Source organism: Micromonospora auratinigra, from assembly GCF_900089595.1.
In the GTDB taxonomy this organism is placed as follows: Bacteria; Actinomycetota; Actinomycetes; order Mycobacteriales; family Micromonosporaceae; genus Micromonospora; species Micromonospora auratinigra.
This window is the reverse complement of sequence record NZ_LT594323.1, coordinates 2,785,838-2,807,602: the sequence shown is the minus strand read 5'-3', so window position 1 is coordinate 2,807,602 and position 21,765 is coordinate 2,785,838. Positions and strand designations below refer to the sequence as shown.

Annotated in this window: 18 protein-coding genes; 12 read left to right on the top strand and 6 right to left on the bottom strand. The window is 72.0% G+C overall.

From position 1 onward, the window contains the following. Positions 1 to 25: 25 nt before the first annotated feature. The gene (locus tag GA0070611_RS12290; protein WP_091662860.1) at positions 26 to 1,969 is read right to left on the bottom strand and encodes an amylo-alpha-1,6-glucosidase; all 1,944 of its coding nucleotides are present in this window, start codon (positions 1,967 to 1,969) and stop codon (positions 26 to 28) included. A 42-nt stretch (positions 1,970 to 2,011) separates the two neighbouring features. Here GA0070611_RS12290 and GA0070611_RS12285 point away from each other — a divergent pair, with 42 nt between their 5' ends. From GA0070611_RS12285 to GA0070611_RS12255, 7 genes are all read left to right on the top strand, one after another. Next, the gene (locus tag GA0070611_RS12285; protein ID WP_091662856.1) at positions 2,012 to 4,759 is read left to right on the top strand and encodes an MGH1-like glycoside hydrolase domain-containing protein; all 2,748 of its coding nucleotides are present in this window, start codon (positions 2,012 to 2,014) and stop codon (positions 4,757 to 4,759) included. A 57-nt stretch (positions 4,760 to 4,816) separates the two neighbouring features. Continuing rightward, on the top strand, positions 4,817 to 5,491 hold the full coding sequence (locus tag GA0070611_RS12280) for an HAD family hydrolase (RefSeq protein WP_197675993.1): 675 nt from the start codon (positions 4,817 to 4,819) through the stop codon (positions 5,489 to 5,491). A 21-nt stretch (positions 5,492 to 5,512) separates the two neighbouring features. Then, positions 5,513 to 6,304, top strand: coding sequence for a DUF4184 family protein (locus tag GA0070611_RS12275; protein ID WP_091662845.1), 792 nt, complete (start codon positions 5,513 to 5,515; stop codon positions 6,302 to 6,304). A 408-nt stretch (positions 6,305 to 6,712) separates the two neighbouring features. Next, on the top strand, positions 6,713 to 7,501 hold the full coding sequence (locus tag GA0070611_RS12270; protein WP_157740309.1) for a L,D-transpeptidase family protein: 789 nt from the start codon (positions 6,713 to 6,715) through the stop codon (positions 7,499 to 7,501). Positions 7,502 to 7,609: 108 nt separating this feature from the next. Further along, positions 7,610 to 8,542 (top strand): rhomboid family intramembrane serine protease, encoded by a 933-nt coding sequence (locus GA0070611_RS12265; RefSeq protein ID WP_231921435.1) that lies wholly within the window; start codon positions 7,610 to 7,612, stop codon positions 8,540 to 8,542. A gap of 33 nt (positions 8,543 to 8,575) precedes the next feature. Continuing rightward, positions 8,576 to 9,178: a hypothetical protein gene (locus tag GA0070611_RS12260; RefSeq protein ID WP_091662836.1), complete on the top strand. Its 603-nt coding sequence runs from the start codon at positions 8,576 to 8,578 to the stop codon at positions 9,176 to 9,178. Between the two features lie 52 nt (positions 9,179 to 9,230). Next, positions 9,231 to 9,941: an AMIN-like domain-containing (lipo)protein gene (locus tag GA0070611_RS12255; protein ID WP_091662832.1), complete on the top strand. Its 711-nt coding sequence runs from the start codon at positions 9,231 to 9,233 to the stop codon at positions 9,939 to 9,941. Between the two features lie 41 nt (positions 9,942 to 9,982). On the opposite strand, the gene GA0070611_RS12250 is transcribed toward GA0070611_RS12255, so the two are convergent. The 5 genes from GA0070611_RS12250 to GA0070611_RS12230 form a co-directional block, all read right to left on the bottom strand. Beyond that, entirely contained in the window at positions 9,983 to 10,255 is a 273-nt protein-coding gene (locus tag GA0070611_RS12250; RefSeq protein ID WP_091662827.1) for a hypothetical protein, read from the bottom strand. Positions 10,256 to 10,303: 48 nt separating this feature from the next. Continuing rightward, positions 10,304 to 10,735, bottom strand: a complete 432-nt coding sequence (locus GA0070611_RS12245; protein ID WP_091662823.1) for a RusA family crossover junction endodeoxyribonuclease — start codon at positions 10,733 to 10,735, stop codon at positions 10,304 to 10,306. A gap of 213 nt (positions 10,736 to 10,948) precedes the next feature. Next, positions 10,949 to 11,644, bottom strand: a complete 696-nt coding sequence (locus GA0070611_RS12240) for a VOC family protein (protein ID WP_091662820.1) — start codon at positions 11,642 to 11,644, stop codon at positions 10,949 to 10,951. After that, positions 11,641 to 12,630: a hypothetical protein gene (locus GA0070611_RS12235; RefSeq protein WP_157740308.1), complete on the bottom strand. Its 990-nt coding sequence runs from the start codon at positions 12,628 to 12,630 to the stop codon at positions 11,641 to 11,643. The genes GA0070611_RS12240 and GA0070611_RS12235 overlap by 4 nt, the downstream gene beginning before the upstream one ends. 72 nt (positions 12,631 to 12,702) lie before the next feature. Continuing rightward, positions 12,703 to 13,284 carry a DsbA family protein gene (locus tag GA0070611_RS12230; RefSeq protein WP_091662811.1) on the bottom strand — a complete coding sequence of 194 codons (582 nt, stop codon included), beginning with the start codon at positions 13,282 to 13,284 and terminating at the stop codon, positions 12,703 to 12,705. A gap of 218 nt (positions 13,285 to 13,502) precedes the next feature. On the opposite strand from GA0070611_RS12230, the gene GA0070611_RS12225 reads away from it, so the two are divergent. The 5 genes from GA0070611_RS12225 to GA0070611_RS12205 all read left to right on the top strand — a co-directional run bounded on the left by GA0070611_RS12225 (position 13,503) and on the right by GA0070611_RS12205 (position 21,753). Further along, positions 13,503 to 14,792: an ABC transporter substrate-binding protein gene (locus GA0070611_RS12225; RefSeq protein ID WP_091662806.1), complete on the top strand. Its 1,290-nt coding sequence runs from the start codon at positions 13,503 to 13,505 to the stop codon at positions 14,790 to 14,792. A 76-nt stretch (positions 14,793 to 14,868) separates the two neighbouring features. After that, positions 14,869 to 15,864, top strand: a complete 996-nt coding sequence (locus GA0070611_RS12220; RefSeq protein WP_091662803.1) for a carbohydrate ABC transporter permease — start codon at positions 14,869 to 14,871, stop codon at positions 15,862 to 15,864. Between the two features lies 1 nt (position 15,865). After that, a complete protein-coding gene (locus tag GA0070611_RS12215) occupies positions 15,866 to 16,702 on the top strand; it encodes a carbohydrate ABC transporter permease (RefSeq protein ID WP_091662798.1) in 837 nt (278 codons plus the stop codon). A gap of 9 nt (positions 16,703 to 16,711) precedes the next feature. Beyond that, complete coding sequence (locus GA0070611_RS12210; protein WP_091662795.1) at positions 16,712 to 17,920, top strand: ABC transporter ATP-binding protein; 1,209 nt, start codon at positions 16,712 to 16,714, stop codon at positions 17,918 to 17,920. A 275-nt stretch (positions 17,921 to 18,195) separates the two neighbouring features. After that, positions 18,196 to 21,753 carry a leucine-rich repeat domain-containing protein gene (locus GA0070611_RS12205; protein WP_091662792.1) on the top strand — a complete coding sequence of 1,186 codons (3,558 nt, stop codon included), beginning with the start codon at positions 18,196 to 18,198 and terminating at the stop codon, positions 21,751 to 21,753. Positions 21,754 to 21,765: the final 12 nt, after the last annotated feature.

The window sequence follows — 21,765 nt, the reverse complement described above, 5'->3', positions numbered from 1 at the left end:
GCGCCGGTTGCCGGCCTGTAACGGCCTACCGGCGCTGCCGGTGCACGCGCAGCAGCTCGGCGACCGACCAGGCCTGGAACGGGCAGCCGGTGGCGGCGTGCGGGGCGAGCCCGTCGGCGGTCTCGCTGACCGAGCCGAGGCCGTACTCGCCCAGGTGCCCGACCAGCCCGACCAGCAGGTCGTCGGTGGGCAGACCGGCGCGGCGGGCGGCGTCGACGAACGGCCCGACCAGCCACGGCCAGACCGTGCCCTGGTGGTAGCCGGAGTCCCGCTCGGCCGGGCCGCCCCGGTGCCGACCGACGAAGCCGGGGGAGTCCGGGGCGAGGCTGCGCGGCCCGAGCGGGGTGAACAGCGCCTCGGTGATCCGGCGCAACGCCGCCTCGTCCGGCTCCAGCGGGGCGTACGGCAGGGACCAGGCGAGCAGCTGGTTGGGGCGCAGCAGGTCGTCGTCGTGGTGCGGCGCGCCGCCCAGCGGGTACGCCGGGGCCGGCGCGTCGACCACGTCGTGCAGCCAGCCGGCCGGCGCGGGGAACCGCGTGCCGAACGCCCCGCTGGCCCGGGCGTGCAGTTCCCGCAGCGCGGTGGCGTCCCGGCCGGCCAGCTCGGTCAGTTCGGCGAGCCCGGCCAGCCCGTTGATCCACAGCGCGTTGACCTCGACCGGCTTGCCGGTACGCGGGGTCACCGGCACCCCGTACACCCGGGCGTCCATCCAGGTCAGCGCGACGTCCGGCGGACCGCCCTGGGTGAGCAGCCCGTCGGTGGGGTCGACCCGGATGCCGTACCGGGTGCCGGCCACGTGCGCCTCGACGACGGCGTGCAGCGCGGGCAGCAGCTCGTCGCCGAGGTCGGTGTCCCCGGTCAGCGTGACGTGCCGGCTCACCGCGTGCAGGAACCACAGCGTGGCGTCGACGGTGTTGTGCTCCACCCGCCCGGTGTCGGCGGTGTTGGCCAGCATCCCCTCCGACAGCGTCGCCGCGTACGCGCGCAGCAGTTCCCGGCCCTCGTCGGCCCGCCCGGTGCAGAGGAACAGCCCCTCGTACGAGGTCATGGTGTCGCGCGACCAGGCGCCGAACCACGGGTAGCCGGCCACCACGTCCGGTGCCGCCCCGGGGCGCACCACGAACGCGTCGGCGGCCAGGGCGAGGGTGGCCTCCACCGCGTCGGCCGGCTTCGCCGCGGCGACCACCGCCCGGTGCCGGCGGCGGGCCGCCTCGACCAGCGCGGTCGCCGGGGGCGGCTCCTCGGCCAGCTCGTCCGCCCAGGCCAGCACGGACAGCTCGGCGCCCGGCTCGTCGAGCGCGCCGGAGAACCGGCCCGCGTACCAGAGGTCCTCGTCCGGGTGCAGGCCGCGGGCGGCCTCCTCGCGGTGGCGCACGCCCAGCCACCACTGGCCCTCGGGGGTCCAGTCCGGCCCGGCCAGCCGGAACGCGCCCTCGACGACCGCCCCGCCGGCGGCCGGCTCCAGCCGGGGTGTCGGCCCGTCGGCCCGGCGCTCGCCGTGCGCGTCACGCCAGGTGCAGGCCGCCGACAGGTCGAGCCGGACCGGGCCGCCGGAGACCAGCCGGTGCACCACCGCCACACAGGACCGGCCGTACGCCATGGCGATCTCCCGCTCGATCACCACGTCGCCGATCCGCCAGCGCCAGCGCGGCACCCCGTCGGTCAGGTCGAAGCGCTCCAGCAGCTCGAACCCGCGCGGGTCGACGGTGCCGGAGGCCCACTCGTGCGCGCCGAGGCGCACCTGCGTGCCCGACGGCAGGGTGACCGCCGGGTCGAGGCTGGCCAGTCCCACCCGTCGGGACGCCGGCGTCGGCCCGGCCACCACCAGCAGGCCGTGGTAGCGGCGGGTGCGCAGCCCGGCGACCGTACCCATGGCGTAGCCGCCGCGCCCGTCGGTGACCAGCCACTCCCGGCTCGCGGAGGCGGTGAGGTCGGCGCAGGCCTGCGGGCCGAAACGGATGTCGATCAACTTTCCTCCACCGGCAGCGGGGTGTAACACGCCACGACGAGAATGGCCGCTGTGGAGAAGTACCCCGGCGGCGTCGAAGATGGGCAGGTGATCACTGACCGTCCGACCTCCGCGACCCCCGACCCCGAGCGGCACCGGCTCGCCCAGGCCGACGCCGGGGAGCAGGACTGGCGCGCATGGGGTCCCTATCTGTCCGAGCGGGCGTGGGGGACGGTACGGGAGGACTACAGCGAACACGGCACGGCGTGGGACTACTTCCCCCACGATCACGCGCGGTCCCGAGCCTACCGGTGGAACGAGGACGGGATGGCCGGCGTCTGCGACGACCGGCAGACCTTCTGCTTCGCGCTCGCGCTGTGGAACGGCCGCGACCCGATCCTCAAGGAGCGGATGTTCGGCCTCGGCGGCGACGGCGGCAACCACGGCGAGGACGCCAAGGAGTACTGGTGGTACCTCGACAGCACCCCGACGCACTCCTGGATGCGCTGGCGCTACCACTACCCGCAGGCCGCCTTCCCCTACGACGAGCTGGTCGCGGTGAACGCCCTGCGCGGCCGCGACGACACCGAGTACGAGCTGGTCGACACGGGGATCTTCGACGACGACCGGTACTGGGCGGTGACCGTCGACTACGCCAAGGCCTCCCCGACGGACCTGTGCATCCTGGTCACGGTCGCCAACCGGGGGGACCGGGACGAGACCCTGCACGTGCTGCCCAGCCTCTGGTTCCGCAACACCTGGGCCTGGGGGCTGCCCGGCGGCGACCGGGTGCCGAAGCTGGTCGGCACGGGCTCCCGGCTGGTCGGTGAGCACTGGGTGCTCGGCCAGCTGCTGCTGGAGGGCGACGGCGAGCCCACCCCGCTGCTCTGCGACAACGACACCAACGCCGAGCGGCTGTGGGGGCTGCCCGGCCGGTCGCCGTACCCGAAGGACGGCATCAACGACCACGTGGTCAACGGCGCGGCCACGGTCAACCCGGACCGGGAGGGCACCAAGGGGGCGCTGCACTACGTGCTCGACGTGCCGGCCGGCGGGCAGCGGCAGATCCGGCTGCGGCTGACCCGTACCGCCCCGCCGCCGGGCGGCGCCCCGCCGGCCCCGGCCGACCTGGGCGACGACTTCGAGACGGTGCTCTGGGCCCGGCGCGCCGAGGCCAACCACTTCTTCGCCGGGGTGATCCCGGCCGGGGCGAGCGCCGACGAGGCGCTGGTGGCCCGGCAGGCGATCGCCGGGCTGATGTGGGGCAAGCAGTTCTACCACTTCGACGTGAAGCGGTGGCTGGAGGGCGACCCGGGCTCCGCGCCGCCGCCGGCCGGGCGCCGGCACGGGCGCAACAGCCACTGGTGGCACATGACCAGCTTCGACGTGATCTCCATGCCGGACCCCTGGGAATATCCCTGGTACGCGGCCTGGGACCTGGCCTTCCACTGCGTCAGCATCGCCCGGGTCGACCCCGGCTTCGCCAAGGCGCAACTGCTGCTCCTGCTGCGCGAGTGGTACCTGCACCCCAACGGGCAGATCCCCGCGTACGAGTGGGCGTTCGGCGACGTCAACCCGCCGGTGCACGCCTGGGCGGCGCTGAAGGTCTTCGAGATCGACGGCTCCCGCGACCACGAGTTCCTGGCCCGGGTACTGCAGAAGCTGCTGCTCAACTTCACCTGGTGGGTCAACCGCAAGGACACCGGCGGCAACAACGTCTTCGAGGGCGGCTTCCTCGGGCTGGACAACGTCGGCCCGTTCGACCGCTCGGCCGCGCTGCCGGTGGCCGGGGTGCTGGAGCAGTCCGACGGCACCGGCTGGATGGCCATGTACGCGCTCAACCTGCTCGACATGGCGATCGTGCTGGCCGAGCACGACCGGGCGTACGTGGACACCGCGACGAAGTTCTTCGAGCACTTCGCCTACATCGCCGCCGCCGCGTACGACCAGGGGCTCTGGGACGACGAGGACGCCTTCTTCTACGACGTGCTGCGGCTGGCCGACGGCAGCCAGGTGCCCCTGAAGGTGCGCTCGGTGGTCGGGCTGCTGCCGCTGGCCGCGGTCACCCGGCTCACCGCCCGGACCCTGCGCCGGCTGCCCGAGCTGGGCGCCCGGCTGCGCTGGTTCCTCACCAACCGGCCGGAGTACGCCGACGTGATCGGCGCGCGCCGGCTGGGCCCGGACGGGCGGCAGCAGCGGCTGCTGTCCATGGTCGGCCCGGAGCAGGTGGTCCGGCTGCTCGCCCGGATGCTGGACACCGACGAGTTCCTCTCCGAGTACGGGCTGCGTACGCTGTCCCGCGCCCACCTGGACAAGCCGTTCACGGTCACCCTCGGCGGGCAGGAGTTCAGCGTCGGCTACGAGCCGGCCGAGTCGACCAGCGGCCTGTTCGGCGGCAACTCCAACTGGCGGGGCCCGATCTGGATGCCGACCAACTTCCTGCTGATCAGCGCGTTGCGCGACCACGCCGCGTTCTTCGGCGACGACCTCCAGGTGGAGTACCCGACCCGGTCGGGGCGCAAGTGCACGCTGGACGAGATCGCCGACGACCTCTCGGCCCGGTTGATCTCCCTGTTCACCCGGGACGACTGGGGGCGGCGACCGATCTACGGGGCGGCGCAGCTCTTCCAGACCCACCCCGACTGGCGGGACCTGATCTCCTTCCCGGAGTACTTCCACGGCGACAACGGGGCCGGGCTGGGCGCCTGGCACCAGACGGGCTGGACGGCGCTGGTCGCCGACCTGATCCTCACCCGCCGGCGCGGGCCGGGGCCGGAAACCCGGATGTCCGGACGCGACCGGGCGCAGTAGCGTGGCCCGGTCCGCCACCGGAAGGAGTACCCGATGACACAGCGCCGGCAGGCCGCGATGCTCGTCTTCGACGCCGACGACACGCTCTGGGAGAACAACGTCCTCTTCGAGCGGGTGATCGACGACTTCCTCGCCTGGCTGGACCATCCGACGCTGGACCGTACCGAGATCCGGGCCGTGCTCGACGACATCGAGCGGGCCAACGCGGTCGCGCACGGCTACGGCAGCAAGGTCTTCCTGCGCAGCCTCGGCGAGTGCCTGGAGAAGCTGCGCGAGCGCCCGGCGACGGACCGGGAACGCGCCGAGATCGACCGGCTGGCCGCGGCGCTGGTCGGCCACCAGGTGGAGCTGATGCCCGGCGTCGCGCAGACCCTCGACGAGCTGGCCACCCGGCACCGGCTGCTGCTGCTCACCAAGGGCGACCGGGAGGAGCAGCAGCGCAAGCTCGACGCCTGCGGGCTGCTGCACCACTTCGACGCCGCGCACATCGTGCGGGAGAAGGACGTCGACACCTACCGCTGGCTGGCCCGCGAGCACGCCTTCGACCCGGCGGACGCCTGGATGATCGGCAACTCGCCGCGCTCGGACATCCTGCCGGCCCGGGCCGCCGGCATGAACGCGGTCTTCATCCCGAACGAGAACACCTGGGTGCTGGAGGACGACGAGCTGGACCCGGGTGATCCGGGGGTGATCCGGCTGGCCGCCTTCGGCGACCTGGCCCGCCACTTCTGACCGGGCCGGTACGTTCGGATCGTGCCGCTCACCTTTCCGTCGCACCTGGCGCCGGTGCTGCCGTTGAAGCGGTGGCGACCGGCCTGGTTCGACGGGGTGGCGCTGGCCACCGGGGCGGTCGCGCCGGACGTCGGCTACCTGCTGACCGGCACCCGGTACGCGCTCGGGCCGCGGACCCACACCCTCGGCGGGCTGCTCTGGTGGTGTCTGCCGGTCGCGCTGGCGTACGCCTGGATCGTCCGTCGGGTGATCGCCGGGATCGCGGTGCACCTGCCCGGCCAGCGGCTCTTCGCCTGGCCCGACCACGCCGCGCTGGGCGGCGTGCGGCACCCGTGGCAGGTGACCGTCTGCTCGGCGCTCATCGGCGCGTTCAGCCACGTCGCCTGGGACCGGCTCACCCACACCGAGCGCTGGCCGCACCTGCTGGGCATCGCCGACTTCCACGCGCTGACCGGGCTCTACTGGTGGCAGTTCTCGGACGTGCTCGCCACGGTGGGCGGCGGCGTCGTGGTGGTGGTCCTGGCGTTGCTCGCCGCCCGCCGGGGTGAGATCTTCGACGGGGTACGCCCGCCGCTGCCGCCTGCCCGGCCCGGCGTCTTCTGGCGGGTGGCGCTGTCGGTCACCGCGCTGGGCGCCCTGGTGCTGCCCGGCCTGCCGGCCGCCACCTCACCGGCGCCGGCGGGGGTACGCCTGCTGCACCTGGCGGCGGGTGCGATGATCGCCGGCGCGGCCGCCGCCGGCAGCCTGCGGCGGAGCCCGCCGGGCACCGGGCGGACCGATCGCCTCGACAACGAACAGCGTCGGATCGGCTGACCCCGTTACGCCGACATGCCGCTTTTTCACCTTGGCATCAATCACACTTGGGCGGCCCGGGAAAAGCTTGTCCGACCTGCGGGAACCTGCCTAACCTGAGCCGGCGTTCACGGCTCTTCGGGGTGAGTCGGGGGCGCGCCGAAGTCCGGTAGTTGGGCACCGTGGAGCTGAGTGCAGGCGGGCCGGCTCGCCGTGTTGAGCCCGGCGTGGCGGCGTGCCACGCCCGCCGCGCTCGCAACGGCGAATTCCGCTACCACGCCGGACGGCTGGGGGTCAGGACCGGGGAGTTGCGGACCCGGTCCTGACCCGTCTCCAGGCCCTTTCCGATGTCGGGTCCGCGCAGATGACGCGCACATTCCCCACTTTCCGGGACAACGCGGAAACGGGGTAAGTGCGAGGATCTTCGGAATGAAGCGGAGATCTCTCATTCTCGGCGCGGCCGCCGGGGTGGCGGCCCCGGTCCTCCTCGCCAGTGCCGAGCCCGCGTCCGCCGCCGTCCGCGACGCCACGACCCGGGCCGGCACCTGGACCGGCCCCACCGTCAAGCGGCACTTTCCGGGCCGGGACAACAAGGCCGCCCGGCTGACCACCCTGCCCCGGGGCACCCTCCAGGTCGTCGTCGTCACCGCCACCAGCGCCACCACCAGCTACGCCACCCTGGAGACGTTCGCCAGGATCCGCGGCTACTGGACGCCGGTCTCCGCCGCGCTGCCCGCCCGCATCGGCGCCAAGGGTTTCAGTGACAACCACGTGGAGGGGGTCGCCACCACCCCCACCGGCGTCTACGCCATCGGTCCCACCATGTACGGCATCGCGTCCGACCCGGGGGTGCGCTACCCGTACCACCGGCTGGTCAGCGGCGACTGGTGGAACGAGAACCCGAACTCGTCCGCCTACAACAGCTTCCAGCACACGGCCACCGACCCGGGTGGCTACAGCGAGGCGCTCTGGCAGGAGACGACCGCCTACACCCACTTCGCCGTCATCACGTACAACATGCCCCCGACCGTGGCCACGCCGGTCCCCGGGGCCGGCAGCGGGATCTTCCTGCACCAGTTCAGCACCAGCGGCGGCAACCCCACCGCCGGCTGCGTCAGCCTCTCCCACGACCACCTGGTCGGCGTGCTCCGCTGGTTGCGGCCCGAGGCGAACCCGCACATCGTGCTCAGCCCCGCGGCCAACCTCAGCCGTTACTGACCCCCCCACCCGGACGGCTAGGCTGACCGTCCACCGCGAAGCCCTCGGTCGTCCCCCCGGCCGGGGGCCTTCCGTCGCCCCCCCGGCCACGAACGACTCGAGGACCCCGTGGACACCATCGGCACCGGCCCGGCCTCCGGCGAGGAGGCCACCACCACCTGCTACCGGCACCCCAAGCGGGCGACGCTGCTGCGGTGCACCCGCTGCGAGCGTCCCATCTGCCCGGACTGCATGCGGGAGGCCCCGGTCGGGCACCGCTGCCCGGACTGCGTCCGCACGGAGAGCCGCACCGTCCGCCAGGGCCGCACCGTCTTCGGTGGCCGGGTCAGCGCGCGCCCGGTGGTCACCTACGCGCTGATCGCGCTCGTGGTGCTGGCGTACCTGGTGGAGTTGGCCCGGCCGTCGATCGTCGACCAGTTCGACAGCCTCGGCACCGGGCTGGTCGACGACGCCGGCCAGTTCTACGTCGACCAGGGCGGCCCGTACCCGGGGCTGCACCACGTCGGCATCGCCCACGGCGAGTGGTACCGCCTGATCACCTCGGCGTTCCTGCACTCCCTGCCGGCCCAGGGCGTCCTCGGCATCCTGCACGTCGTGTTCAACCTCTACTGGATCTGGGTGCTCGGCCGGATCGTCGAGGAACGGCTCGGTGGCGCCCGGTTCCTCGCCGTCTACCTGCTCGCCGCGCTCGGCGGGTCGGTGCTCGGCTTCCTCGTCGACCCGTACGGGGCCGCGATCGGCGCCTCCGGCGCGGTGTACGGCCTGGCCGGCTGCTACGTCGTGCTGACCCGAAAGCTGCACCACCACCCGATCGACCCCAAGCAGGTGATCATCCCGTTCGTGATCTGGATGGTCTTCTCGGCCGGCTGGACCTCCTGGGAGGGGCACCTCGGCGGCCTGCTGGCCGGTGGCGTGGCCGGCCTCGGCGTGGCGTACGCCCCGGCGAGGCGGCGGACCCTGGTGCAGGTGGTGGTGCTGGTCGGCCTGGCCGTGCTGCTGCTCGCCCTGGTGCTGGTCAAGTCCCGCGACGTCGTCGGCTGACAGCGGCGTACCCAGCCAGGTCAGGAGCGTCCGATGGTGGCCAGGTTCCGGATGGGCGAACCGCTCCAGGAACTGAGCGGCGCCACCACGGTGTGGATCGTCGGAGTCGAACTCGACCTGGTCTCCGGGTGGACACTGTGGGGCGGGAACGACCCGGACCGGTTCCTGACCGTGGACGACCGGCTGGTCCTCGCGCCCACGGTGGAGGCACTGCTCGACCGGCTGCCGACCGCCGGTCGGCACTCGTTCCACGGTGACGAGCGGTACCTGGCTTTCCGCCGGGACGTGCGGCGGTGCTACCCACCGCGGGCGACCGGGGGCGACGAGAGCGGCCTGTTCGACTTCGCCGCGACGCGGCGCGCGATCCGCGAGCGGGAGGTGCTGTACGCCCCGCACTCCGGGATGGCGGCCGACTGCCTCGGCGCCGCGCTGGACCTGGGCCGGCAGTACGGCGAGGACTCCGTCGGCTACCGGGTGGCCCGCTTCGGCCCCCTCGACCGGCTGTACCGGGCGCTCTGGGGTGAGCTGGACGAGGCGGACCTCGACCACGTCGAGATCGAGGCCGCGTTCACCTGTCTGGTCGACTGGATCGAGGCGCGGACCCGCCCCGGCAGGGGCCGGCTGTCGGGTCGCTGACCTGGGATGATCGGCTCTGGCGGCGGTCGGCCGGGGGAGTGACACTCCAGGTATGACACTTCGGCGCGTACCACTGCTGTGCATCGGCGTGGTCGCGTTGCTCGCGGCGGCCTGCACCTCGACCGACCACGACGGCGCGGCCCCGCCGCCCTCGACGGCGACCGCGCCCGGCGCGACCGCCGCCGCCACGACGCCCGCCGCCACCCCGGCGACCATCCCGCCCGTCGCCACGCCGCCGGCCCGCACCGGGCAGCCACCGGTGGCCGGCGACTGGCACGTCACCTACGGCTGGGCGGTGCCGTCCACGCCGGCCCGGGTCGAGCACCGGGTGCGCGTGCCGGTCGACCCGCCGCCGGGCGAGCCGCTGCCGACCCTCGTGCAGGTGCAGGTCGGCGACCACCCGGCGGAGGGGTTCAGCCGGATCAGCTTCGCCTTCCGCGGCCCGCTCCCGTCCTATCAGCTGGCCTACGTGGACCGGTTGCAGGCCGAGGGGCAGGACGCGGTGGTCGAGCTGCCCGGCGCGGCGGACCTGGCGGTCCGGTTCAGCCCGGCGCAGGCCCACGACGAGCACGGCCGCGCCACCGCGAGCGTGCCGCCGGCCACCATCGGCTACCCGACGCTGCGCGGCTGGGCGGCAGCCGGTGACTTCGAGGGACAGGTCAGCTTCGGCCTCGGCGTCGCGCGCACCGTGCCGGTGCGGTGCGGCGAGTCCACCCGGCCGGACGGTACGCACGTGATCTCGGTCGACGTGCGGCGCGGCTGATCCCCGACCGCGCCGGCCGGCGCGGTCGGGTCACCGCCGGGTCAGACCTCGCCCCGGACGATCGCCACCGCGACCCGGCAGAACTCGTCCATGTCCGGGTTGAAGCCGGCGGCGATGTCCGGGTGCAGCCCGGAGCGGGTCTCGTCGAGCAGCCGACGGCAGACCTCCTCGACCGGCTCGCCCGCGTAGGAGGCGCGAACCCGGTCGGTGGCCGCCTGCAGGGCCGAGGTCAGCTGATCCTCCAGCGGGCCGCGCAGCTTCTGCTGCACAGGATCGAGCCCGCTCGGGTCGAGCGTGACATGTGGCTCCGGCATTCGGCGCTCCCTTCCTCGGGGGTCGCGGTACCCCACCGCGCCCGTCGGTCAAACCACCACCGGTACGGCGGCGACCCGGACCTGGTACGAGAAGTCCTCCGCCGGCTCCTCGGCGTACGACAGCCGGCGGATCTGCCGGTCGTCGCCGTAGAGCGCGACGTCGACCAGCACCCCGAGGTGGGCCAGGCCGATGTTCGCCACCCGCTTCTTGTCCTGCAGCACCGCACACACCCCGCCCAGCAGGGTGCTGGCGTCGGAGGTGCGGTGCCCGGGCGGGCAGCGCAGGGTCAGGTCCACCTCGATCGGCCCGTCCAGCGGGGTCCAGCCGGTGCGCTGGGCCGCCGTGCAGGCCGCCTGGAGCAGGGCACGGACCCTCGTCGCCTGGCGGTGCCCGGCGGCGAAGATGGACAGGGCCTCGGTCTTGACCGGGGGCAGGCCGCTCACCTCGAACGTCAGGGCGAGAGCGCGGGTGTCCTGCACGACGGCACCTCCTCGGTTGCGCTGATCCTGCCCAACCGGTGGTGCCGCGGAGGCGGGTTCGCGCGAGAACCAACCGATCGGGCGGGCTGGGGGTCGGCCGGAGGCGTATCGACTTCGACGGCGACGCGCTGGCTGCGGAGCTGACCTGACGCTAGTCCACCCGGCGGACGCTGGGTAGCCTCGCCGTCCACCCCGTGGGACGGCCCGTGCCGGTCAGCGCGGCGGGAACGCGCAGAACTCGTTCCCCTCCGGGTCGGCCAGCACCCACCACGGGACCGTCCCGGTCGGCTCGGCCAGCAGGGTGGCCCCGGCGGCGATCAGCGCGGTGGCGTCCGGGCCGGTGAGCTCGACGTCCCAGTGCACCCGGTTCTTGACCCGCTTGCGCTCCGCCACCGGCACGAAGACCCAGTGGTCCCACGGGAAGCCGTCCGCACCCACCACCGACGCGACGCCCGACTCGGCGCGCTCCGCCCGGCCGCCGACCACCTCGGCCCACCAGGTCGCCTGGGCGACCGGGTCGGCGCTGTCGACGACCAGCTCGAACACGCCGGGGCGCCGCCCCTCGCGCTGGGCGAACGCGCAGAACTGGTTCCCCTCCGGGTCGGCGAGCACCCACCAGTCGATCTCCGTGTCGGGCTCGCGGATCAGCCGGGCGCCCGCCGCCAGCAGCCCGTCCGGCTCCCGCCCGGCCAGCCGCAGGTCCAGGTGGACCCGGGTCTTGCCGGTGCGCGGCTCGGGCACCGTGTTGACCCAGACCGACTCGGCCGCCGAGGCGGCCGCGCGGGGGTCGATGCGGGCGTCACCGTCGCCGGTGTCGACCAGCTCGCCGTCCAGGATGCCGGCCCAGAAGCCGCCCAGCCGGCGGGCGTCGGCCGCGTCCATGCAGAGGTCCTTGAAGCGCGCGATCATGCGGCCATCATGCCGGCCGGCACCGACAACCGGCCGGACCCCTCGTCGGGGCACGGCGGCCGGGTCAGCCGCAGGTAGCCGGCGGCCGAGACGAGCAGCCCCACCCCCCAGAGCGTGTACGCCGACAGCGTCACCGCCAGGAACGCGCCGCCGGGGACCAACCCGCTCGCCCAGGCGTACGTGCCGCCGACGCCGAAGTAGCCGACCATGCCCGCGCCGAGGAAGAACGCCGGGCCGAGGACCAGCCAACGGGGTACCGGCCGGCCGGCCAGCGGCACCACCCAGCCCGGCCAGATCCGGCCCCAGCGGTGCACCAGCGCCAGTGGCAGCAGCGTGCCGGCCAGCACCATGCCGACCATGAAGATCGACAGGAAGGTGCCGGAGGTGCCCGGGTCGACGCGGCTCACCGTGCCCTCCGGCACGCCCGCCGCCAGCCGGGCCAGACAGGCGGCGACGGTCGCCAGGCCGGCCGCGTACGCCCAGCGGGGCGTGGGGTCGGTGCGCCGCGCCGGCCGGCGTCCCGGCAGCCGCCCGCAGCGCGGGCAGGCCCCCCGGGCCCGGCGTCCCGCCATGACCGCGACCAGCACGGTCAGCGTGCCGGCCGCCGCGCCACCCGCGCGGGCGGCCAGGACCGCCACGTCGTCCGCCGTCACCGCCTGCCCGAACAGCCCGCCCAGCACGGTCAGCACGCTGATCGGGAACATGAACGCGTAGAGCAGCAGCCAGGTCCCGCCCAGCCAGCCCGCGACCGCCGCCACCGCCGCCCACCGGCGACCGTCCGCCGCGGGCGAGGCCAGCAGCAGCCCCGCCGCGACCGTGCCCAGTACCGCCGGCGCCACCGCCGCCCAGCCCTCCGGGAGGAACGACTCCCCAGGGTTGCCGCCGAAGCGGGGCGCGCCGCGCACCGCCCAGAGCACGTGCAGCGCGGCGTACGCCGCACACCAGGCCGCCGTCACTGCGGGCAGCCGCCATCCGGTTCGTGTCATGTCCGCACGGTCGCAGGCGCGGTGACCCCGGCGACTCCCGCCGCTGGGGGAGCGGGCTCCCCGGGCAGCGGGTCAGCGGCGGGCGCGCTTGACCTCGTGGAAGGTCTCCAGGCGCAGCAGCGGCAGCAGGCAGTCCCAGATGGTCAGGGCGTCCTCGGTGCCCGGGACCTCGGTGATGATCGGACCGTGGACGCCCCGTCGGGCGTCCGGCACCATCAGCACCGGCGAGCCGATGTCCGGGCCCGCCGAGGCGTACGACAGCGCGTGCGACTCGCGTACCGCCCGGTCCCAGCGTTCGTCGTCGAGGGCCGGCGCGGCCTGCGTCAGCCCGGCCGCCTCGGCGGCCGCCGCCACCAGCTCGTCGGAGAGCGGGTTGCCGGCGTCGTGGGTGCGCTCACCCAGCTCGGTGTAGAAGCGCCCGGCGTCGTCGTGGCGGCCCTCGGCGCGCAGCGCCTCGACCAGCCGCAGCGCCCGGCCGGCGGCGGCCAGCGGGACGGCGTACTCGGCGGGCAGCTCCGCGCCCTCGTTGAGGATGGCCAGGCTGAACGCCCGCCACTCGACGCGCAGCCCGCGGGCCTCGGCGACGGCGACCAGCCAGCGCGAGGTACGCCAGGTCCAGGGGCAGGCGGGGTCGAAGAAGAAGGTGGCGTCCATGCGCCGAGCCTAGGCGCGCCGGGGCCCGGCCGCAGCGTGGGCGGTTTCGCCTCCGGTGACCGGTGCGTGACCGCCAGGTTTCGCAATGTCGCAGGTCGGGCACTGTGAGGCCCACGAAACGCCCGGGGCGCGGGCGGTACGGCCGGTGTCCCGACCGTCTCGCCGTGCGCCGGGGCACGGGTGACCTCCCCGGCTCTCGCCGATGGAAGGGGAGGGTGATGACGACAGACCCCGACACGGCCACGCAACGGTGGCGACCCGGCAGACGTGCGGCGGCGGCAGCCGCCGCACTGGCGTTGGTGGCGCCGCTCGCCGCGTGCGGATCCGGTGGTGACTCCGGTACGCCGATCATCAACCTGTACTACCCGCCGGAGCAGAACCTGCAGAAAGTGGTGGACGACTGCAACGCCCAGGCGCAGGGGCGCTACAAGATCGCCTACCGGGTGCTGCCCCGGCAGGCCGACGACCAGCGGGTGCAGTTGGTGCGCCGGCTCGCCGCCCAGGACAGCGGGATGGACGTGCTCGGCCTCGACGTCACCTGGACCCAGGAGTTCGCCAGCGCGAACTGGATCCGGGAGTGGACCGGCCAGGACCGGGCCGAGGCGGAGCAGGGCACCCTCGCCGGCCCGCTGGACACCGCCCGGTACGAGGACAAGCTCTACGCCGCGCCGAAGAACACCAACGTGCAGCTCCTCTGGTACCGCACCGACCTGGTGCAGACGCCGCCGAAGAGCTGGGACGAGATGATCACCGCAGCCCAGGAGCTGAAGCGGCAGGGCAAGCCGTACCAGGTGCTGACCATGGGCGCGCAGTACGAGGGCCTGGTCGTCCTCTACAACACCCTCGCGGAGAGCGCCGGCGGGAAGATCCTCAGCGACGACGGCAAGCAGGCCGTGATGGACGCCGGCACCGTGACGGCGTTGGAGCAGCTCAAGAAGCTGGCCACGTCGGGGGTGACGTCACCGTCGTTCAGCAACGCCATCGAGGACCCGGTGCGGCTGGAGTTCCAGTCCGGCGGCGGCGCGTTCCAGGTGAACTGGCCGTTCGTGTATCCGGCCCTGCAGGAGGCGAACCCGGACCTGGCGAAGAAGGTCAAGTGGGCCCGGGTGCCCGGCGTCGACCCGAACACCCCGAGCAAGGTCACCATCGGCGGGGTCAACCTGGCGGTGAGCACCTACTCGAAGCACCCGGGTGAGTCGTTCGAGGCGGCGAAGTGCCTGCGCAACGCCGAGAACCAGAAGTTCTCCGCGGTCAACGACGGGGTGCCGCCCACCATCGAGCAGGTCTACGCCGACCCGGAGATGGACAAGGCGTACCCGATGAAGGACACCATCCTTCAGGAGCTGAAGGAGCCGGCGGTCCGACCGCTGACCCCGGCGTACCAGAGCATCTCCACGGTGATGTCGGCGTACCTGTCGCCGCCGTCGGGCATCCGGCCCGAGCAGACCGCCAACGAGCTGCGCAAGGCCATCGCCGACGCGCTGGAGTCGAAGGGGGTCCTCCCGTGAGCGAGCGGAGCGAGCGAACCATCTGGCGCAGCGCCGTGGAGGCTCATGGCGTCGCCGACCGCAGGGAGGTGACGTCGTGAGCATCAACGCCACCCCCGCGGGGGCCGAGGTCACCGCGGAGGCCGAGCGCCCGGCGGGCCGGCACGCCGCCGTGCCGGCCCAGCGCGCCAACCGGCGGGTCAAGCCGCCGCTGAGCGAGAACAAGCGGGCCGAGCGGCGGCTGGGGCTGCTGCTCTGCGCGCCCGCCGCGTTGGTCATGGTGCTGGTCACCGCCTACCCGATCATCTACTCGGTCTGGCTGTCGTTGCAGCGCTTCGACCTGCGCTTCCCGGACCAGCGCGAGTTCGTCGGGCTGGAGAACTACGCGACGGTGCTGACCAACCAGTTCTGGTGGACCGCCTTCGGGGTCACCGCGCTGATCACGGTGGTCACCGTCGCGGTCGAGCTGGTGCTCGGCATGGGACTGGCCCTGATCATGCACCGCACCCTGGTCGGCCGGGGCATCGTCCGCACCGCGGCGCTGATCCCGTACGGCATCGTCACGGTCGTCGCGGCCTTCTCCTGGCGGTACGCCTGGACGCCCGGCACCGGCTACCTGGCGAACCTCTTCGACGGAAGCGCCCCACTGACCGAACGGGCCAGCTCGCTGGCGATCATCATGCTCGCCGAGATCTGGAAGACCACGCCGTTCATGGCCCTGCTGCTGATGGCCGGGCTGGCGCTGGTGCCGGAGGACCTGCTCAAGGCGGCCTCCACCGACGGCGCGACGGCCTGGCAGCGGTTCACCAAGGTGATGCTGCCGGTGATGAAGCCGGCGATCCTGGTCGCGCTGCTGTTCCGCACGCTCGACGCGTTCCGGGTCTTCGACAACATCTTCGTGCTCACCGCGGGCGGCAACGAGACCTCGTCGGTGTCGATGCTGGCCTACAACAACCTGATCCGGGGTCTGAACCTCGGCATCGGCTCCACGATGTCGGTGCTGATCTTCCTCACCGTGGCGATCATCGCCTTCGTCTTCGTGAAGCTGTTCGGCACCGCTGCCCCCGGCAGCGACGACGGGGAGAGGCGCTGACATGGCCGTCGAAACCACCACCCGGGCCAAGGCGCGCTGGGGCCTGCTGGACCTCATCGTGGTCGTCTTCGCGCTGGTACCGGTGCTCTGGATCGCCTCGCTGTCCTTCAAGACCCCGGCCACCCTCACCGACGGGAAGTTCTGGCCCCGGGAGTGGACCCTGGACAACTACCGGACGATCTTCGACACCGACCAGTTCGTCCGGGCCCTGGTCAACTCGATCGGCATCGCGCTGATCGCCACCCTGATCGCGGTGGTGCTGGGTGCGATGGCCGCGTACGCGATCAGCCGGCTCGACTTCCCCGGCAAGAAGCTGCTGGTCGGGGTCTCCCTGCTGATCGCGATGTTCCCGCAGGTGTCGCTGGTGTCGCCGCTGTTCGAGATCGAGCGGCAGCTCGGCCTCTTCGACACCTGGCCGGGGCTGATCCTGCCGTACATCACCTTCGCGCTGCCGCTGGCGATCTACACGCTGTCGGCGTTCTTCAAGCAGATCCCGTGGGACCTGGAGAAGGCCGCGAAGATGGACGGCGCCACCCAGGGGCAGGCGTTCCGGCGGGTCATCGCCCCGCTGGCCGCGCCCGGGCTGTTCACCACGGCCATCCTGGTCTTCATCTTCTGCTGGAACGACTTCCTGTTCGCCATCACGCTCACCTCCACCGAGCGGGCCCGCACGGTGCCGGTGGCGCTGTCGTTCTTCACCGGCGAGTCGCAGTTCGAGGACCCCACCGGGGCGATCTGCGCCGCCGCTGTGGTGATCACCGTTCCGATCATCGCGTTCGTGCTCTTCTTCCAGCGCCGCATCGTCTCCGGCCTGACCTCCGGCGCAGTCAAGGGATAGGTGGTAGTCGTGGCTGACATCGTGCTCGACAAGGTGAGCAAGCGGTTCCCGGACGGGACCGTGGCCGTGCAGGACGTCGACCTGGAGATCGCCGACGGCGAGTTCGTGATCCTGGTCGGTCCCTCCGGCTGCGGCAAGTCCACCACCCTCAACATGATCGCCGGGCTGGAGGACATCAGCTCCGGTGAGCTGCGCATCGCCGGTCAGCGGGTCAACGACAAGGCGCCCCGGGACCGGGACATCGCGATGGTGTTCCAGTCGTACGCGCTCTATCCGAACATGACGGTGCGGGAGAACATGGCCTTCCCGCTGCGCCTGGCCAAGCTCGACAGGGCCGAGATCGACCGCAAGGTCGACGAGGCGGCGAAGGTGCTGGAGCTGACCCCGCTGCTGGACCGCAAGCCGGCCAACCTCTCCGGTGGCCAGCGGCAGCGGGTGGCGATGGGGCGGGCCATCGTCCGCCAGCCCAAGGCGTTCCTGATGGACGAGCCGCTGTCCAACCTCGACGCCAAGCTCCGGGTGCAGATGCGCACCGTGGTGTCCCGGTTGCAGAAGCAGCTCGGCACCACCACCGTCTACGTCACCCACGACCAGACCGAGGCGATGACCCTCGGCGACCGGGTGGTGATCATGCGGGGTGGCGCGGTGCAGCAGGTGGGCCCGCCGCAGGAGCTCTACGACCACCCGCGCAACCTCTTCGTGGCCGGCTTCATCGGCTCGCCGTCGATGAACTTCCTGCACGCCGCCGTCGAGGACGGCCGGCTGCGGACCGCGCTCGGCGACCTGCCCGTCGGTGACCGGGTCCGCCGGCAGCTCGACGGGGCCGACGCGCCCCGGGAGCTGATCCTCGGCATCCGGCCCGAGCACTTCGAGGACGCCGAGCTGGTCGACGAGGAGACCCGCCGCAGGGGCCTGGAGTTCGAGGCACCGGTCGACATCGTCGAGTCGATGGGGTCCGACAAGTACGTCTACTTCACCGTGGAGGGGGAGCGGGCCAGCGCCGCCGAGCTGGAGGAGCTGGCCGCCGACGCGGGCGCGGCCGACTTCACCGGCGCCGGGTCCAGCCTGGTCACCCGGCTGTCGGCCGAGTCGAGCGTACGCGAGGGGGAGAACCGGCGGGTCTGGTTCAACCTGGAGAAGATCCACCTGTTCGACCCGTCGAGCGGCCGCAACCTGACCCTGCACGAGGGACGGGCGGCCGGCGCGCTGGCGGACTGACGGTGGGCCGGGCCCGGGGCGTTCGCGGCCCGGGCCCGGTAGGCCCGCTGACCGGGTCGAGGTCTTGCGGACCTCGGGCTCCCGGGTCGGCCCGCGGGTGGGTCGGTGATCCGCGGCGCGACAAACCGTGACCGAAGAGTCCCGTTCAGAAGCCGTCCCGGCCACGGATGATCGGCGAACGTACCGGCGGGAAAGGCTTTTCCGTCGGCTCGCCATCGAAGTCCCGCTCAATAGACTGTGGGGAGTAGACCAAAGCCTATCGATGGGACTAAATCATGTCATCGGCGGGGCAGCGGGACGGCGTCGCACGACGCATCATCATTTCGGCCTTCAAGATCCTGTTTCCTTCGTCGGCCGAGCGCATCCAGGCATTTACCGACATCGTCTCCGCGATCGAGGGCCTGGACGAAGCGAGTTTGGAAGCCCGTGCCCTCCCGCGCCGGCTGGAGGACGCCTCGGACCGGATCGCCGCCCGCCTCGCCCGCATCGAGGAGATCGAGTTTCCCGGGCTGGCCGACACCGAACGCGCTCTGGCGATAGCCGGGGTCGAGCAGGCGTTGGCGGCGTTACGCCCATCGGCCGACGACATCATCCGCGACGCCGTCACCACCGAACAGTTGCACGCCGCGCTGGAGCCCGCCGCCCTGCTGCGATGGCGGTCGGACCAGCTGAGCGATGACGCCCAGGCCTACGGGCGGCTGTTCCTCACCGAGACCGCGGCCTACGTTTCCGCGCTCGTGCATGATCTGCCCGGCTCCAGCAGCAAGGTCGCGTGGGAGACGTACGTCAACACCAAGAAACTCGAAGCGATTCTCGAGCGGGGTATCGCCGGTGTCGTGCTCCCGAAGTTCCGGCCCGGACTGCCGCAGGAGATAAGCCGATTCGAGGCGGGGTATCGCTCCGACATCACCAACACCTACAAGTACACCGATCTGTTCGGCCTCAATCTTCCGGCCGAGTTGAGGCGGCACCTGGTCGACATCACCTACATCCGGCTCCGTGCGCTGCCCGACGACCTGGCTGCCGACACGGGCGGCACCGGGGCGCCACTGGAGGTGGATCCGAAGGTCGACTCGGCCATCGGCGAGGTACTGAACATCCGGAAGAAGCGGGACAGGAGCGCGCGGATACTGCTCACCGGTTCCGCCGGTTCCGGCAAGACGACCATCAGCCAGTGGATCGCCATCGCCATGGCGCAACGAAAGCTGCCCGAGGCCATGGCTGCCTGGACGGAATGCGTACCGCTGGTGACCCAACTCAGATACGCCTTCAAGTCCAACGTCGAGCCCGAGTACCAGGACATGATCCGCGCCGCGATGTACCGCGGGCCGACCGTGCCCGGCTCATGGGTGGCCGACTGCCTCGACGAGGGCAATGCGGTGGCGATCTTCGACGGCTTCGACGAATTGTCCGAGCACGACCGGTTCCGGGCGCTGGCCTGGATCGACAAGTTGATGTCCGCCCATCCGAAGGCGCATGTCGTCGTCACGTCCCGGCCGGACGTCCTGGACAACCGGTGGTTCCGCCGGCGTGAGTTCGTCACCCTGCAACTCCTGCCGATGGACGACGATGAGGCCGAAGAGTGCATCAACCGCTGGTTCGACGCGTTGATCAGCGGGACATCGGATGCCGAGAAGGTCATCGAGTACCGCCAGCAGCACGCCAAGCTCAGCCACGATTTCCAGAACCGTCCCACGGTCCGCGACCTCAGTGAGACGCCTCTGCTCTGCGCGATGCTCTGCGCCTTCTACGCGCACAAACTCTCGGACGCCGCTCCGGAGAGCAGAGCTGAACTCTACGAACGGGTGGTGGAGGCCCTCATCTACCTGCGCGACCAGAGGAAGGAGGTTGGCGAGAACGTCGCCATCGGCCTCACCTACAAACAGAAGCTCCTCCTGCTGCAGGGCATCGCGAAGGAGATGACGGCGAACTCGACGACGACGATACGGATCAGACCCCTCCGGGAACTACGTAAGCACCGCCTCGCCCGACCGGGCAGCGACGCCCGGCGAGACGTACAGGCCGCCACCGCGCAGGAGATCGTGGCCGCTCAGCTGCGCGGCATGGTCAACACGCACGTCCAGCCCCGCGAGGCGTTGGCCCACCTGTTGGACCGCAGCGTCGTCTTCTACAAGGTCGCCGAGAACCAGGCGCAGTTCACCCACCGGTCGATCCAGGAGTTTCTCGCCGGGTGGGCCTACGCGTACGACGAGATCGAGGTACTCGTCGACCGGGTGACGCAACCCGACTGGCGGCGCATCATCGTCTTCGCCGCCGGCGCGCCCGTACAGAAGAGCGCTGCATCCAGGCTCGTCTCCGGGATCCTCGACCGAGCGGGGCCGGCGGGACCGGAGCGGCGCGAAGTGCTCCTGCTCGCCGCGGAGTGCATCACCGCCGCCGGACACGTCGACGCAACGGTTGCCGCCCGGGCCGAGGCGCTCATCGGGGACATTCTTCCGCCCCGGTCCCAGGAGGAGGCGCGTGCACTGTCCGGGATCGGCGAGGAGTTGTTGACCTGGTTGGACGGTCATTCCGAGCGGTCGCCCGACGTGATCAGCGCCTGCATCGCCGCCGCGGCGCACATCGGCGGCCCGGCAGCCGTGCACACCATTGCCCAGTACAGCACGCCGGACGCCGCACCCGCCGTCGTCAGCGCCCTGTTGCGGGCCTGGTACGAGTTCGAGGACGCGGAGTCGTACGCGCGCCAGGTGCTGGCCGGTCTGCCGCTGCGCGACCAACTGCTCGTCGTCCGCACGGTGGACCAGCTCAACGCCATGCGGCACGTCACCGGGGCGCACGCGCTGTGCATCAAGGTGACTGACGATGTGGCCGATCTGTCGGAGGTAGGTGACCTGCCCGACCTCGCGGAGCTCGACTGTGAGGGGCTACCTCAGCTGAGGAGCACCCGGGGCCTGGCCGGCCTGCGACAGTTGCGTCGGCTGAACCTCGGCGACAAGGCCATGTTGCTCGACATCGAAGACCTCACCCAGTTGCCGAACCTGGAGGAACTTCATCTCCGTGGTGCCGTCGCGCTGTCGCCCCAGGACCTTGCGCGCCTCGGAGGTTCCACGTCGCTGCGGATTCTCGTCCTCGACAACTGCCGACAGTTGTACGACTTCGGCTTCCTGTCGACCCTGACGAACCTGCGCACGTTGTCGCTTGACGGCTGCTACGTCTCTGACCTCGACTTCTGCGCCTCCCTGACGGAACTGCGGACCATCCGGGTGCGCTCACTGCCCGGGGTCGACGACGCCCGCCGGCTGCGGGACTGCCCCAACCTGCGCCGCCTGCAGATCACCTTGTCCGACACCCGCCGGCCATCCCTGTCCGAGTTGGGCCCGCAACTGCGTGAGGTGGAACTCACCGGTTCGGTGTCTGTCGCTGACCTGGCGGCACTCACGCCCGCTACCGGGCTCCGCACGCTCAGAGCCGACGCGGTACGGGACCTCGTCGACCTGCGTGCCGTTCCGGTCTTCCGCCACCTGACCCATCTTCTGCTGCCACGCTGCCGACGCCTCAGCTGGTCCACCTCGGCCCTGGAGGGCTTCGACGCGCTCGAGGTCCTGGACCTGAGCGGATCAATGATCACCAACCTCGACTTCCTGGCAGGGTGCGGTCGCCTTCGTCGCCTCTACCTCAACGGCTGCCAGCGGTTGACCGACATCAGCGCGCTGGGGACTCTCCCCCTGGAGCACCTGAGCATGGAGGGCGGCGTCCCGGGCGTCACCGAGGACATGGTGGATGCCCTCAAGGCGCGGTCGGGGGGCCGCCTCACCGTCGTACACGACCCGTTTCCCGACCCCTTCGAGATCACGGATTACATCGGTGCCTGACCCGCCTCGCCG

Bases quoted from the DNA above. Each gene is read 5' to 3' on its own strand.
- GA0070611_RS12285 (WP_091662856.1), top strand. From the start codon at position 2,012: ATGGCCGCTGTGGAGAAGTACCCCGGCGGCGTCGAAGATGGGCAGGTG.
- GA0070611_RS12280 (WP_197675993.1), top strand. From the start codon at position 4,817: ATGCTCGTCTTCGACGCCGACGACACGCTCTGGGAGAACAACGTCCTC.
- GA0070611_RS12270 (WP_157740309.1), top strand. From the start codon at position 6,713: ATGAAGCGGAGATCTCTCATTCTCGGCGCGGCCGCCGGGGTGGCGGCC.
- GA0070611_RS12260 (WP_091662836.1), top strand. From the start codon at position 8,576: ATGGTGGCCAGGTTCCGGATGGGCGAACCGCTCCAGGAACTGAGCGGC.
- GA0070611_RS12255 (WP_091662832.1), top strand. From the start codon at position 9,231: ATGACACTTCGGCGCGTACCACTGCTGTGCATCGGCGTGGTCGCGTTG.
- GA0070611_RS12250 (WP_091662827.1), bottom strand. From the start codon at position 10,255: ATGCCGGAGCCACATGTCACGCTCGACCCGAGCGGGCTCGATCCTGTG.
- GA0070611_RS12240 (WP_091662820.1), bottom strand. From the start codon at position 11,644: ATGATCGCGCGCTTCAAGGACCTCTGCATGGACGCGGCCGACGCCCGC.
- GA0070611_RS12235 (WP_157740308.1), bottom strand. From the start codon at position 12,630: ATGACACGAACCGGATGGCGGCTGCCCGCAGTGACGGCGGCCTGGTGT.
- GA0070611_RS12230 (WP_091662811.1), bottom strand. From the start codon at position 13,284: ATGGACGCCACCTTCTTCTTCGACCCCGCCTGCCCCTGGACCTGGCGT.
- GA0070611_RS12225 (WP_091662806.1), top strand. From the start codon at position 13,503: ATGACGACAGACCCCGACACGGCCACGCAACGGTGGCGACCCGGCAGA.
- GA0070611_RS12215 (WP_091662798.1), top strand. From the start codon at position 15,866: ATGGCCGTCGAAACCACCACCCGGGCCAAGGCGCGCTGGGGCCTGCTG.
- GA0070611_RS12205 (WP_091662792.1), top strand. From the start codon at position 18,196: ATGTCATCGGCGGGGCAGCGGGACGGCGTCGCACGACGCATCATCATT.